13 protein-coding genes are annotated in these 13,483 nt (G+C 50.1%); 3 read left to right on the top strand and 10 right to left on the bottom strand.

The annotated features are described in order from the left end of the window. Positions 1-61: 61 nt before the first annotated feature. The 8 genes from EBA_RS07210 to EBA_RS07175 form a co-directional block, all read right to left on the bottom strand. Positions 62-811, bottom strand: a complete 750-nt coding sequence (locus EBA_RS07210) for an IS5 family transposase (protein WP_192374020.1) — start codon at positions 809-811, stop codon at positions 62-64. 186 nt (positions 812-997) lie between these two features. Further along, positions 998-1,240: an FAD assembly factor SdhE gene (locus EBA_RS07205; protein WP_192374019.1), complete on the bottom strand. Its 243-nt coding sequence runs from the start codon at positions 1,238-1,240 to the stop codon at positions 998-1,000. After that, positions 1,237-2,019, bottom strand: a complete 783-nt coding sequence (locus tag EBA_RS07200) for a succinate dehydrogenase iron-sulfur subunit (RefSeq protein ID WP_225615995.1) — start codon at positions 2,017-2,019, stop codon at positions 1,237-1,239. Before EBA_RS07200 ends, EBA_RS07205 begins: the two co-directional genes overlap by 4 nt. Continuing rightward, positions 2,019-3,803 (bottom strand): succinate dehydrogenase flavoprotein subunit, encoded by a 1,785-nt coding sequence (gene sdhA, locus EBA_RS07195; protein WP_192374018.1) that lies wholly within the window; start codon positions 3,801-3,803, stop codon positions 2,019-2,021. Before sdhA ends, EBA_RS07200 begins: the two co-directional genes overlap by 1 nt. Before the next feature lie 3 nt (positions 3,804-3,806). Beyond that, the gene (gene sdhD / locus EBA_RS07190) at positions 3,807-4,187 is read right to left on the bottom strand and encodes a succinate dehydrogenase, hydrophobic membrane anchor protein (RefSeq protein WP_192374017.1); all 381 of its coding nucleotides are present in this window, start codon (positions 4,185-4,187) and stop codon (positions 3,807-3,809) included. Positions 4,188-4,200: 13 nt separating this feature from the next. After that, positions 4,201-4,572 carry a succinate dehydrogenase, cytochrome b556 subunit gene (sdhC, locus tag EBA_RS07185; protein ID WP_036277633.1) on the bottom strand — a complete coding sequence of 124 codons (372 nt, stop codon included), beginning with the start codon at positions 4,570-4,572 and terminating at the stop codon, positions 4,201-4,203. Positions 4,573-4,611: 39 nt separating this feature from the next. Next, entirely contained in the window at positions 4,612-4,803 is a 192-nt protein-coding gene (locus EBA_RS07180) for a DUF1674 domain-containing protein (RefSeq protein WP_192374016.1), read from the bottom strand. 3 nt (positions 4,804-4,806) lie between these two features. Continuing rightward, a complete protein-coding gene (locus EBA_RS07175) occupies positions 4,807-6,114 on the bottom strand; it encodes a citrate synthase (RefSeq protein ID WP_192374015.1) in 1,308 nt (435 codons plus the stop codon). A gap of 465 nt (positions 6,115-6,579) precedes the next feature. Here EBA_RS07175 and EBA_RS07170 point away from each other — a divergent pair, with 465 nt between their 5' ends. Further along, a complete protein-coding gene (locus tag EBA_RS07170; RefSeq protein ID WP_192374014.1) occupies positions 6,580-7,125 on the top strand; it encodes a flavodoxin in 546 nt (181 codons plus the stop codon). Between the two features lie 241 nt (positions 7,126-7,366). Here the strand turns inward: EBA_RS07170 and EBA_RS07165 are convergent, their stop codons facing one another. Continuing rightward, the gene (locus EBA_RS07165; protein WP_192374013.1) at positions 7,367-8,548 is read right to left on the bottom strand and encodes a BaiN/RdsA family NAD(P)/FAD-dependent oxidoreductase; all 1,182 of its coding nucleotides are present in this window, start codon (positions 8,546-8,548) and stop codon (positions 7,367-7,369) included. Positions 8,549-8,691: 143 nt separating this feature from the next. Between EBA_RS07165 and ppdK the strand changes: the two genes are divergently transcribed. Continuing rightward, on the top strand, positions 8,692-11,430 hold the full coding sequence (gene ppdK, locus EBA_RS07160) for a pyruvate, phosphate dikinase (protein WP_192374012.1): 2,739 nt from the start codon (positions 8,692-8,694) through the stop codon (positions 11,428-11,430). Between the two features lie 41 nt (positions 11,431-11,471). On the opposite strand, the gene EBA_RS07155 is transcribed toward ppdK, so the two are convergent. Continuing rightward, positions 11,472-12,707: a diguanylate cyclase domain-containing protein gene (locus EBA_RS07155; RefSeq protein WP_225615993.1), complete on the bottom strand. Its 1,236-nt coding sequence runs from the start codon at positions 12,705-12,707 to the stop codon at positions 11,472-11,474. A gap of 198 nt (positions 12,708-12,905) precedes the next feature. Between EBA_RS07155 and EBA_RS07150 the strand changes: the two genes are divergently transcribed. Beyond that, entirely contained in the window at positions 12,906-13,418 is a 513-nt protein-coding gene (locus EBA_RS07150) for a transcriptional repressor (RefSeq protein WP_225615991.1), read from the top strand. Positions 13,419-13,483: the final 65 nt, after the last annotated feature.

The following is a 13,483-nucleotide window of genomic DNA, read 5'->3' as shown; positions in this document are numbered from 1 at the left end:
CTCTTGGGACCTTATCGCCCGCAAGAAAAATAAAGGAGAAGTTTTAGGGGCTGTTGCCGTTTTACATGGGTAACCAAATGAAAGCGCAGGCCAAAGCGACGACACTTTCAAAATTGCGTTTCAATTTGTCATATCGCGTCGCGATGGCTCTGAAATGTTTCAGTCGTGCAAATACATTTTCAACGAGGTGGCGATATTGGTAGAGGCACCAGTCCATTTCGTCATTCCCGATGGTTGAGTTCTGTTTTCTAGGAATGATAGGCACACTCCCTTTGTCTCGAATTTGAATCCGTAAAGACTCACTGTCATAGCCTTTGTCAGCAATCATGTGGGTAGCCAAAGGGAGTTTAGCCACCAATTCCGGCGCTTCTTTACAGTCGTGCACCTCGCCCCCCGTCACCGAGAAATGAATGGGCAGCCCGCAAGCATCAACTGCCATATGGATTTTGGTGGTGTTACCCGCTACGGATTTTCCGATGGCTGTTTCCTGCTCATGGGCCGCGCCACTACTATGTTGATGAGCTTTCACAATACTGCCGTCGATAAATGCCCATTCCAAATCCGGTTCCACCACCAGCCCCCGAAAGATACCCATCAATTTTTCCTGAAGCGACCAAGCGTTGAATCGCTTATACACGGCATTCCATTTGCCAAACGTTATAGGCAAGTCTCGCCAGGGACAGCCTACTCGCAAGCGATAAAAAATCCCCTCTACCGTTTGTCGTAGCGAAGGCTTGTCATAAATCCCCAGGCTCAACATGATGGCTTTGAATTTATTCCAGTATTCATCCGTAAACAACTGTCGTGGCATCGCTTGAGTATAGGTTGATTGAAAAACTCAAGCATTTGGGCTATTCAGTTCGATTTCAAGGCTATCATCCCAAAACGGCAACAGCCCCTAGTACTTAAGATCTATTTGTATGATTGGAAGCATCGATACTGAAGCGAGAGTACGTCTTCGACCTTCCATCGCTATGGGCGAATTTTTTAGCCAAATTTAAACGGGCAAAGCTCTTATTGCTAAGACCAGCTTTGTCAGGCTTTCGAATTCCGGCAATTGTTCGCCCATTAAATATCGCATCAATTCGGTATCTTCAAGCTCCAGCAATAGCAAAAACTCCTGCTGTTCCGTAGGCTCCGCCGCGAGATAACGATTCTCCAAATACCTGAGCAGCATCAAATCAAGCTCAAGGGTACCGCGCCGGCAGCGCCAGCGCAGTTTATTGATGTTTTCGCTCACAGATGGTCGCGTTCCACCAACAGCTTCTTGATTTCCGCAATAGCCTTGGCTGGGTTGAGTCCTTTCGGACAAGTATCCGTGCAGTTCATGATGGTGTGGCAACGATACAATTTAAACGACTCGTCGAGTTCGTCCAGGCGTTCTTTATCGTTTTCGTCGCGGCTGTCGGCCAACCAGCGATAGGCTTGTAATAGGATCGCCGGCCCGAGATATTTATCGCTGTTCCACCAATAGCTGGGACAACTGGTTGAACAACATGCGCAGAGTACGCATTCGTAAAGACCGTCGAGTTTGGCACGCTCATCCCTGCTTTGCAGACGTTCGGTTTCGGTGGGGGCTTCCGATTCGGTGGTTAACCAGGGTTTTATCGATGTGTATTGCTCAAAGAAATGTGTCATATCCGCGACCAAATCCTTGACCACGGACATATGCGGCAACGGGAATATTTTCACGGTACCTTTATAGTCGCTAATCGCTTTGGTACACGCCAGCGTGTTTTTGCCGTTGATATTCATCGCGCACGATCCACAAACACCTTCGCGACAGGAGCGGCGAAACGTCAGACTGCTGTCGATTTCATTTTTAATTTTGAGAATCGCGTCCAGCACCATAGGCCCACATTGATCCATATCGATCTCATAGGTATCAATGCGCGGATTTTCACCGGAATCAGGATCCCAGCGATAAACTTCAAAAAGGCGAATATTGGTAGCGCCTTCGGCTTTAAAGGTTTTACCCTTTTTAATGACCGAGTTTTTGGGTAGCGTAAATTCAACCATTAGTAAACCCTCTCTTTAGGCGCAACGACTTCGACTTCGTCGGTGAGCGTATACAGGTGGACGGGGCGGTAGTCGATTTTGACTTTGTTGCCTTCCCGCCAGGTCAGAGTGTGCTTCATCCAATTCTTGTCATCACGTTTCGGGAAGTCCTCGCGCGCATGACCACCGCGACTTTCCTGACGATTACCGGCGGCAGTAATAGTAACCTGAGCCTGACCTAGCAAATTGTCCAGTTCCAGGGTTTCCACCAGATCGGTATTCCAGATCAGCGATTTATCACCCACTTTGACATCATCAAACGACGCAGCAATCTCGCCCATCGCCTTGATACCTTCGTTTAGTGTGGCCTCAGTTCTGAATACCGCTGCCTTAGACTGCATAGTCGTTTGCATATCCATGCGAATTTCCGCGGTTGTGCGACTACCGTTGGCATTGCGGATTCTATCGAAACGGGACAGCGCTTGATCTGTGGCATCTTTCGCCAACGGCTTATGCGGCATGCCCGGTTTAATCAGCTCTGTGCAGCGAATCGCAGCCGCTCGGCCAAACACCACCAAATCCAACAAAGAGTTAGAACCTAAACGATTGGCGCCATGCACCGAAACGCAGGCGGTTTCGCCGATGGCCATCAAACCGGGAACCACATAATCGGGATCACCGTCTTTCAGTGTAACCACTTCGGCCTTGTAGTTGGTGGGAATACCACCCATGTTGTAATGCACGGTCGGCAAAACCGGAATCGGCTGCTTCGTCGCATCGACACCGGCAAAAATTCGGGCTGTTTCGGTGATGCCGGGCAATCGCTCATGGATGATGGCCGGATCCAGGTGCTCCAAATGCAAATGCACATGATCTTTCTTAGGGCCGATACCGCGTCCTTCGTTAACTTCGACCGTAATCGCCCTGCTAACCACGTCGCGAGAGGCCAAGTCTTTGGCATGCGGCGCGTAACGTTCCATAAAGCGCTCGCCTTCGGAATTGGTCAAATACCCGCCCTCCCCGCGCGCACCTTCGGACATCAAACAGCCGGAACCATAAATACCCGTCGGATGAAATTGCACGAACTCCATGTCTTGCAAAGGCAAACCAGCTCTCAAGATCATGCCGTTGCCGTCGCCGGTAACAGTGTGCGCCGAGGTGCAGGACAAAAAGGTACGGCCGTATCCGCCTGTAGCCATTACCGTTTGATGGCCGCGAAACAGATGAATAGAACCGTCGTCTAGGCACCAGGCCAGGACACCGCGGCACTCGCCCTCATCCATGATCAAGTCCAGCGCGATGTACTCGACGAAGAATTCGGCATTGTGCTTCAAAGCCTGTTGATACAAAGTATGCAAAATTGCGTGCCCGGTTACGTCAGCGGCTGCACAGGTTCTTTGCGCCTGGCCTTTACCGTAATGTGTAGACATACCGCCAAAAGCCCGCTGGTAAATTTTACCTTCTGCGGTCCGTGAGAACGGCACGCCGTAGTGTTCTAATTCAATGATGGCCGGAATCGCCTCCCGACACATATACTCAATGGCATCTTGATCGCCCAACCAGTCAGAACCCTTTACCGTGTCGTACATGTGAAAACGCCAGTCATCTTCGCCCATATTGCCCAGTGCGGCACTAATACCGCCTTGTGCCGCCACAGTATGACTACGGGTAGGAAACACTTTACTGATACAAGCGGTTTTTAGACCTTTTTCCACCATGCCAAAGGTCGCTCGCAAACCGGCCCCGCCGGCGCCAACCACGACGACGTCATGTTGGTGTTCGATGATGTTATATGCTGAGGCCATGAGTTACCTTGCCAAGAGAATAATGATAATCGCGAGCAATGCCGCAACACCCAAAACTAAAAAAGTCAGATTAGTTGCACGTATCGCCAAGTTTCTTACCGGGATGGTGGACACATAATCTTCGATCACCACCTGCACACCCAACGCGGCGTGATAAACCACCGCCACGGTCCAGGCGATAATCGCCAGGGTGTTGAATGGTGAAGACAACCAATCCACGGTATCCGCATACGGCGCATTTAAGGCCTTGTTTAGTAGCACAATCAACCAAATCGACAATGGCACCAAGGCCACGGCGGTTACGCGCTGATACCAAAAATGACCTGAGCCGCTATGTACCGAAAAAAAATCGGCGGCTTTTTCCAATAATGCTTTGTAATCCATAACCAGCCCTCTTTTAAGAAACGACAAAGGTAATCAATGTCAACGATGCGGAAGCAATCAGTTCGTAGACCGCATATTTATCCAATGTCATGCGTTCGAACGTTTTGCAAAAATCCCAAATCAAATGCCGAATGCCGTGCACCAGATGAAAAAACAGCGCGTAGATAAAGCCCCAATAGACCAATTTAAACAGCCAAAACGACATGAATGCCTGCATAGCACCGTAAGCACCTTCGCCGGCAGCGATGGCAAACAGTACATAGACAAACAACACCAAGCCCATGGAAAGAAACACTCCGGTCATGCGGTGAGTGATTGAAACCAGGCCGGTTAAGGGCAATCGATAGACTTGCAGATGGGGCGAAAGCGGTCTGTTTGCTGACATGATTTACCCTGTATTTAAAGTTGAAAAAATAATGTGTTATCAAAAATCGACGCAACGGCCTTTCCGTTCCCAATCGCCGAAGCGCGTTGGCTCCGGCCCTTTTGGGCCGTTAATTTCAGTCGGAATGGCTGGATCTTTTTCCCCGGACGGCGTCTTCTCAGCTTCGGGCTGAGCGTTTTCACGCGTTTCTCGATTGGTAGTATGCTCTGACTTCATATCGGTTTTCTGCATAATTTAGCGATTATTGATAGCCACATAATCACGACGCGGCGGCCCCACATACAACTGTCTTGGCCTGCTGATCGGCGTCGAGGGCTCTTCCATCATCTCCAGCCAATGCGAAATCCAGCCGGCGGTTCTGGCTATTGCGAACATCACGGTAAACATTTCGACAGGGATGTGCAGAGCTTTATAGATGATGCCTGAGTAAAAATCGACATTGGGATAAAGTTTTTTCTCGATAAAATATTCGTCTTTCAACGCATACTCCTCCAATGCCAGAGCTAATTCAAACAAGGGATCGCTGGTGTTGGTTCGACTCAATACTTCGTAGCAGGTTTTGCGGATGATGGTGGCGCGCGGATCGAAGTTTTTATAAACCCGATGCCCAAAGCCCATCAAACGGAACGGGTCGTCGTGGTCCTTGGCCTTGGCTATATATTTGGGTACGTTTTCGACGCTACCGATTTGCGCCAGCATATTCAAAACCGCTTCGTTGGCACCTCCGTGCGCGGGCCCCCACAACGCCGCTATCCCGGCCGCAACGCAGGCATATGGATTGGCACCGGTACTGCCCGCCATCCGCACAGTAGAAGTGCTGGCGTTTTGCTCGTGATCAGCATGCAGAATAAACAACAGATTCAGTGCCTGAACCAGGTTGGGATCGATGTAATGTTCCTGGTCGATATAATTTTGCGAAGATCGCGAGAACATCATGTTCAGAAAATTTTCGCAATAACTCAAATCCATACGCGGATAAACGAAGGGCCTACCGATCGAGTGCCTGTAAGAAGCGGCGGCGATGGTCGGCATCTTGCCGATCAGCCGTGTCGCGCAGATTATGCGGCTAGCGGGATCTTTAATATTCAGATCACTGTGATAAAACGCCGATAAAGAGCCCACCACACCGACCAACATCGCCATTGGATGCGCATCGTAATGAAAGCCGTCGAAGAATTTGCGCAAGGCTTCGTGAATGATGGCCCGGTCGCTGATTTCCTCGTTAAAGTCGCGCAACTGCATGGCATCCGGCAGCTCGCCGTTCATCAGCAAATAGGCAACTTCAGTAAATTCGCAGTTCTCCGCCAATTGCTCGATGGGATAACCGCGATACAACAAAATGCCGTTATCGCCATCAATATATGTAATTTTGCTTTTGCAAGCAGCCGTGGCAATAAAGCCCGGATCATAAGTAAAACACCCAAGATCTTTGTTTAAAGAGCGAATGTCGACAGTATCTGCACCCAAAGACCCCTTCAACAACGGATATTCAACTTCTTTTCCGGTAGCGCTATGCCTGACCAGTAAAGTATCGTTTGACATGGTTTCCTCAGTTTTCTGTTAGCAAAAGCTTAGCAGTTGAATTTGATTATCACACAGGCAATGTGAATAGGCCAAACCCTTATGGCATGATCCGCCTGAAGATTAAGCCAGTATTCATTAACGCGGAATACCCGCAAATGCACTCCCTACTTCTTCGCCTGTTTTATAAAAGCACCACCGGATACTGGAATAGTTTTGGCGCAAACCAAACGCCGTAGCTTTTCTGTTAGGTTTTTGTGGCCAATTACCCATCCTCTCGGTTTTATTGTTACAAAGATAACCAAACACCTTGCTTATTTTTCTGTACCGTTTCCTCGTCGACTAAGCGCTTAAATTTGTCGCAAAGCACTTATCTTGGGGATTTAGCTCATCCCCCAACGTCAATTAGCAACTAACCCAAGCCGCATATTCATGATGGTTTAAATTTTGCTTGGCTATTTGTAGACAAATCACTGGGGTTTCAGAATGAATAAGATTGGCATTTTCTACGGCACCGAGAAAGGTATGACAGAGATGATGGCCCAGGTGATGTATCGGGTGTTAGGCGACGAGATTGCCAGTGAGCCGGTGAACGTAAATCGGGCGACAGTAGCTGAACTGCTTGGCTACAAAGCCTTGATTTTAGGCATGCCCAGCTATGGCGTAGGCGAAATTCCAGGTAGGACCACCGGCAGCGAGGAAGGCAACTGGGAAGAGTTTTTATTCCGCCTGGACCAAACCGATTTATCCGGTAAGCGTGTAGCCCTGTTTGGTTTGGGTAACCAGCAAAAATACTACGCGCGCTTTGCCAGTTCCTTGATTCATTTGTATCACCATGTTGCCAGCTATGGTGCAGAGGTGGTCGGCGCCTGGAGCACGGAAGGTTATCACTTCACCCATTCCAGTTCGGTAGTCGATGGCAAGTTTGTTGGATTGGTATTGGATCATCACAACCAACCCGAAATGACCAAAACCCGGATTTTTGATTGGCTTGATCAGGTAAAACCGGCTTTGTTAGAGAAGCTGAATTAGCCGCGGTTTACGCTTAGCTCACATTAGGTGTCGCCGACGGCGAATGTTTAAAGTCGGTTAGTCTCGTTCCCATACCTCTGGGGGGAACGAGACTACGTACCCACCACTACATAAAGCCTACCAATCCAAACCAGGTTAACACTATCGGCCTCAGCCGCTACCGAGTTCTCCAAGCCGAACATCTCCGTTAGCCTGTAACGCGCTCAATTGGATACCGTTATGCAATTATGATTTTCCACCCTCAAACATACTGCCCCGCACACCACCCCGAGGCCCAAGCCCACTGAAAGTTAAATCCCCCCAGCCACCCCGTAACATCCAACACTTCCCCAACAAAATAGAGCCCCGGCACTTGCAAGCTCTCCATGGTTTTCGAGGAAACAGCATCGCAATCGACGCCGCCAACGGTTACCTCGGCAGTGCGATAGCCTTCGGTGGCATTGGGTTTAATCGTCCAGTTGTGCAGACTTTCCGCTATAGCATGCAGGTCTTTGTCGGCGCAATTAGCAACCGTTATATCCAACTGCCGCTCGTCAAGCAAAGCTTGCAACAAACGTTTCGGCAAGTATTCAGTCAACAGATTCTGCAGTTTTAACTTACTGCCTTGCCGGCGTTTTTCTTTAAATTCCGTCGACAAATCCATGTCCGGTAACAAGTCCACATTCAGAGCCTCACCTGGATGCCAATACGAGGAAATTTGCAGGATGGCCGGACCACTCAAACCGCGATGGGTAAATAAAATATTTTCTTTGAAAGACTGTTGTTGATTGCTAACGCGACACGGCACCGCGATGCCGGTCAGCGGGGTAAAGCGTTTTGTGTCGTCCGGTTGCAGCGTTAAAGGGACCAAGCCGGCGCGCGTCGGCCAGACTTTGATGCCAAATTGTTCCGCGACTTTATACCCAAACGGCGTTGCGCCCATTTTCGGTATCGATAGGCCGCCACTGGCAATTACCAAGGCCGATGCAGAAATCAGACCGTTGCTGGTGTGCAGTAAAAAATCGCCGTCGCTGTGCTTCTCTAATCGGTCCACCCGACAATTTAACGCCAGCGTCACGCCAGCTTGACCACATTCTTTTAGCAGCGCATCCAAAATATCTTTGGCGCTGTTATCGCAAAACAATTGCCCATGCAAGCGTTCGTGAAACGGGATTTGGTGGCGCTGTACAAAGCCTAAAAAATCCCATTGCGTGAAGCGGCTAAGCGCCGACTTGCAGAAATGTGGGTTATTGGAAATGTAATTTTCCGGCGCTATGCTGTAGTTGGTGAAATTGCAACGCCCGCCACCGGACATCAGAATTTTCTTACCCGGCTTGTTGGCGTGTTCCACTATTTTCACCCGCCGGCCGCGTTTGGCGGCTTCGATGGCGCACATTAACCCAGACGCGCCGGCTCCGACGATGATGACATCAAATTTATCCATGGCGCATAACTTGTAATGACTCGGAAAAATAGGTAAAAAGTGGGGTATTCTAACCGCAATACCCGGCATCCCGAGACGCCAACGAGGCACTCAAGGCGTTTCCAGCAGCCATCATCCAACTTCAACACTTCGACAAGGCCATAATGACTCCAAAATACAGCTATTCATTCAATTCGGGCGACGGCAAAAATAAGGCATTACTGGGCGGCAAAGGCGCAAACCTTTGCGAAATGACGCAAATGGGATTCAACGTGCCGCCGGGATTTGTCATCACCACGCAAACCTGCGTGACCTACCTGGAAAACAAACAATTACCCAGTGATTTAATGGACGAAGTTCGTCAGCAAATAGCCGACATCGAACGCCTGAGCGGTAAATCGTTTGGCGGCGCCAGCGACCCGCTACTGGTTTCGGTACGTTCCGGCTCGGCCATCTCAATGCCGGGCATGATGGACACCATTCTTAACTTGGGTTTGAACAAGCAAACCCTGGCCGGCTTGATCGAAATGACCGACGACCCTCGCTTTGCTTACGATGCGTATCGGCGTTTCATTCAATTATTCGGTAAGGTCGCACTGGGCATCGAAGACGAGAAGTTCGATGTGCATTTTAACAACGTCAAGCGCGCTGCCGGCATCAAGGCCGATGTCGCCTTGACCGCCGACCAACTCCAGGAAATTAGCGAGCTGTTCCTGACCGTGGTCCACGAAGAAACCGGCCGGCCGTTTCCTGAAGACGTTTATCAGCAACTGGAAATTGCCATTCGGGCGGTATTCAACTCCTGGTTAGGTAGACGTGCGGTGGATTACCGCCGCGAATTTCACATCACACCGGACATAGCCAACGGCACAGCGGTCAATATCGTCACGATGGTGTTCGGCAATATGGGCGACGACTGCGCCACTGGCGTCGGTTTCACCCGTAACCCAGGCACCGGCATCAACGAAATGTACGGTGAATACCTGGTCAATGCCCAAGGTGAGGACGTAGTAGCCGGGATCCGCACCCCCAAACCCGTGCAGGAAATGGCACGTGAAATGCCAGATCAATACCGACAACTGGTCGAGCTGCGCAATAAGCTGGAAGCCCATTATCACGAGGTACAGGACTACGAATACACCATAGAACGCGGCGTTTTGTATTGCCTACAAACCCGTAACGGCAAAATGAATGCGACCGCGATGGTCAAAACTTCCATCGACATGGTGGCGGAAGGCCTGATTACCAAGGAACAAGCACTGCTGCGGATCAACCCGGACATGCTGGAACAACTGTTACATCCGCAATTGGCCCCCAATCACGAAGTCAAAGCCATTGCTCAAGGCCTACCGGCTTCCCCTGGCGCTGCTTGCGGACATTGCGTGTTCGATGCCGACACAGCGGTCCGCTTAGGCAAAACCGGCCAAGACTTGATCCTGCTGCGCGAGGAAACCAAACCGGAAGACATCCACGGCTTTTTCGCCGCGCAAGGTATATTGACCAGCCGCGGCGGCAAAACCTCACACGCTGCCGTGGTGGCTCGCGGCATGGGCAAAGCCTGCGTGGCCGGCGCGGAAGATATTAAAGTCGATGTGCGCGCCCGCTTGGCCATTGTTGGCGACATTCACATTAAAGAAGGCGATTTAATCACCATCGACGGCAGTAACGGCAATATCTACTTGGGCCGCATTCCCACGATTCCGCCCTCCTTCTCCGAGGAACTTAAAACCTTGCTGGGCTGGGCTGACAGTATTGCTCGTTTGCGTGTGCATGCCAATGTCGATACGCCGGAAACCGCGCGACTGGCGGTCAGCTACGGCGCCAAAGGCATAGGCCTGTGTCGTACCGAACGCATGTTCAATGCCGCCGACCGCTTGCCGCTAGTGGTGGACATGATACTGGCGCACAACACCGAAGAGCGTGAAGCCGCATTGGCCAAGTTGTTCCCGATTCAGCGCGACGATTTCCAACAGTTGTTCGAAGCCATGTCGCCGCACCCGGTTACCGTGCGTTTGCTCGATCCGCCAATGCATGAATTTCTGCCCAACGAGCATCAATTGCTCGAAGAACTGGATGCTCTAAAACACTACCTGACTATCGTCAAGGGCCAACGCGTCACGCTGGATACGCTAGCACATCCGGCGGAAATGCCGGCGCCGTTCAACATGTTGAACGAAGACGTAATTTTGGAAGCGATCAGCAAAAAACAGATGATGCTGGATAAAGTGCTGGAGCTTTACGAAGTCAATCCGATGCTGGGTCATCGCGGCGTTCGTCTGGGTATGAGCTATCCGGAAATTTACAAAATGCAGATCCGTTCAATTCTGGAAGCGGCAGCATTGTGCGTCAAACAGCGGATTGCGGTCGAACCGGAAATCATGGTGCCGCAAGTGATCACCGCGCAGGAATTGAAAACCGTCAAAACCTATGTCAACGAAATTCAAGCCGAAGTAGAGGCCCAATACAAACTTAAGCTTAACTTCAAATTCGGCACGATGATCGAAACTGTGCGGGCTTGCACCCGTGCCGACCGACTGGCCGTGACGGCTGCTTTCTTCTCGTTCGGCACCAACGATTTAACCCAGGCCACCTTCTCGTTCTCCCGCGAGGATGCCGAAAACAAATTCTTACCACTGTACGAAGAATCCGGACTGCTGGAGGACAATCCGTTCGAAACGCTGGACATTGAGGGTTTGGGCAAGCTGATGAAAATGGCCGTGGAGCTGGGTCGTCAGCAACGGCCGGATTTGAAAATCGGTATTTGCGGGGAGCACGGCGGACATCCGCGTTCTATTCGCTTCGTGCATGATCTAGGCTTGAACTATGTATCGTGTTCGGCACCGCGAATTCCGGTCGCTCGTTTGGCGGCAGCTCACGCCAAACTTCTGGAAAAACAGTCTTAAATACACAGCAAACAAGGGCCGGTTAACGCCGGCCCATCGGTTCAATTCCGGTACTTTCCAACCCGATTTCTGCCGGTGGCCTTGGCGTCGTAAAGCGCCTGATCTGCGGAATGCAGCAAACTTTCGAAAGACTCATCGTCACTTGGCACGATAGAAGCCGCGCCAAGGCTAATAGTGACGAATGGAGAAACTTTAGAAGCTGGATGCGGTAAGCGCATATTTTCCACCGCTTTTCTGAGAATCTCCGCCAGCACCATGATTTGCTCCGCGTCGCAAGCCGCGACTACGCAAAACTCTTCTCCGCCATAGCGGGCGATCAAATCCCCCGGCCGCCTAAAAAAACGCTTCATGGTTTTAGCCACTTGCCGCAAACAGTGATCGCCCTCGATATGTCCAAGGTTATCGTTGTATAACTTAAAAAAATCGATGTCGATCATGATCATCGAGATTGGGTACTGATGACGCAAGGCGCGCTTCCATTCCCTTTTTACAAAGGCATCGTAGTAACGACGATTGGGGAGTAAGGTCAGGGAATCCAGATAAGCCAATTGCATACGGCTTTTGGCTTTATCCAGCCGCTGACTGAGTCTGGCTTGCGCCAAATAAGACAATAACAATACGATCAGACCGATACAAGCCACGATGGCATGGGTGATTGTCAAATGCTCCAGACGCTCATTCACAAAGGCATCTATACTGGCACTCGGAATGCTAACGCTAATACCGCCGCGAATATCGCCCTCTTTGTAACCTTGCTGCTGATGACAAACGATGCAACTTTGCACAACATGTAGCGGCGCCATGTAGCGATAAAAAGATTGACCATTGATAGTGCCGATACCACTGACGCTTTTTTGACCACGTTGAAAAGCCAGCAAGGCTTCGGCCTCCCATTGATCCGGCCGACTTTCCACTCGAACCGGATGGAAGTCGGTTAGGTGAAAGGCAATATTCGATTCACCGCTCATTTCAGCTAATTGCCGAGTCATATGGGCAGGGTTGATCAACGTAAGCTGTTTACCATCCGTGGTTTCAATATCCCGATCAGGAATACTTAAATAAGGGTTAGGCTGAGTCGTTTCGGTAATGGGAACGTAAACACCGCCATGCGAAGCATTCCATTTGTTGATCAACACAATATGGTCAAAAAACATCTCCGCCTGCCGCGTGGCAATTTTTTCCGCGTACTGCTTGGTGTCCGTTAATTGCTGGTAAAGACTCAGGCTAATCAACAATATCCATAGCACTGTATAAACCAGGAATGTAATCCTTCTCATCTATAGCCTCAAAAATTACTGATAGCCGCTTCGCAAAAATCCGCCGAAAACCGCCAAACAACCATACTATGGCGTTCAAGTAAACACCATGAAAGCACGCAAACTCTATTTAGTAATCCGATTTGAAATGGGTTGTTTATGCTGGCACTATAACTTACCGCGTTCGCAAAATGAATGAACCTAATCACCCTTTGTAAAATGACCGACAACGCAACCTTCCCGACACCAGAGCATGACCACAGCATATGCATCCGCAAGGCGATAAGTGTAGCCGAACAACTTTGCTTAACGCGCGGAGTCCAACTGACCCCCATACGCCATAAGATTCTGGAACTAATCTGGAACAGCCATAAGGCGGTAAAAGCATACGACTTACTGGATCAAATCAGACCGGTAAACGATGCAGCAAAACCGTCGACAGTCTACCGGGCTTTGGACTTTCTACTTGAACAGGGCCTGATTCATCGCGTGGAAAGTTTAAACGCTTTCGTCGGTTGCCATTGCTCCGACACTCAGCACGACCAATTGTTATTGATCTGTACCGCCTGCAATACTGTGGAAGAACGTTCTGCGCCGCTGGTGTTAGGCGCGCTTGCCGGCGAATTGGGCGAAGCCGGCTTTATTTCGCAACGTAAAACCATCGAAATTCATGGTTTATGCAAATCCTGCCACGCGACATCAAATACTCTCGAAGAAAACGCCACTCAATAACTCGATAAACATTGACCTAGATCAACCCTTATTCGGCGGAAAACTTTATATTAGACCCATGTCAC

It is taken from the genome of Methylomonas albis (assembly GCF_014850955.1).
Classification (GTDB): domain Bacteria; phylum Pseudomonadota; class Gammaproteobacteria; order Methylococcales; family Methylomonadaceae; genus Methylomonas; species Methylomonas albis.
The sequence above is the reverse complement of the archived record's forward strand: the minus strand, read 5'-3'. Positions and strand labels throughout refer to the sequence as shown.

Coding starts and splice junctions, on each gene's coding strand:
- EBA_RS07210 (WP_192374020.1), bottom strand. CDS start 811: ATGCCACGACAGTTGTTTACGGATGAATACTGGAATAAATTCAAAGCC.
- EBA_RS07200 (WP_225615995.1), bottom strand. CDS start 2,019: ATGGTTGAATTTACGCTACCCAAAAACTCGGTCATTAAAAAGGGTAAA.
- sdhA (WP_192374018.1), bottom strand. CDS start 3,803: ATGGCCTCAGCATATAACATCATCGAACACCAACATGACGTCGTCGTG.
- sdhD (WP_192374017.1), bottom strand. CDS start 4,187: ATGGATTACAAAGCATTATTGGAAAAAGCCGCCGATTTTTTTTCGGTA.
- sdhC (WP_036277633.1), bottom strand. CDS start 4,572: ATGTCAGCAAACAGACCGCTTTCGCCCCATCTGCAAGTCTATCGATTG.
- EBA_RS07180 (WP_192374016.1), bottom strand. CDS start 4,803: ATGCAGAAAACCGATATGAAGTCAGAGCATACTACCAATCGAGAAACG.
- EBA_RS07175 (WP_192374015.1), bottom strand. CDS start 6,114: ATGTCAAACGATACTTTACTGGTCAGGCATAGCGCTACCGGAAAAGAA.
- EBA_RS07170 (WP_192374014.1), top strand. CDS start 6,580: ATGAATAAGATTGGCATTTTCTACGGCACCGAGAAAGGTATGACAGAG.
- EBA_RS07165 (WP_192374013.1), bottom strand. CDS start 8,548: ATGGATAAATTTGATGTCATCATCGTCGGAGCCGGCGCGTCTGGGTTA.
- ppdK (WP_192374012.1), top strand. CDS start 8,692: ATGACTCCAAAATACAGCTATTCATTCAATTCGGGCGACGGCAAAAAT.
- EBA_RS07155 (WP_225615993.1), bottom strand. CDS start 12,707: ATGAGAAGGATTACATTCCTGGTTTATACAGTGCTATGGATATTGTTG.
- EBA_RS07150 (WP_225615991.1), top strand. CDS start 12,906: ATGACCGACAACGCAACCTTCCCGACACCAGAGCATGACCACAGCATA.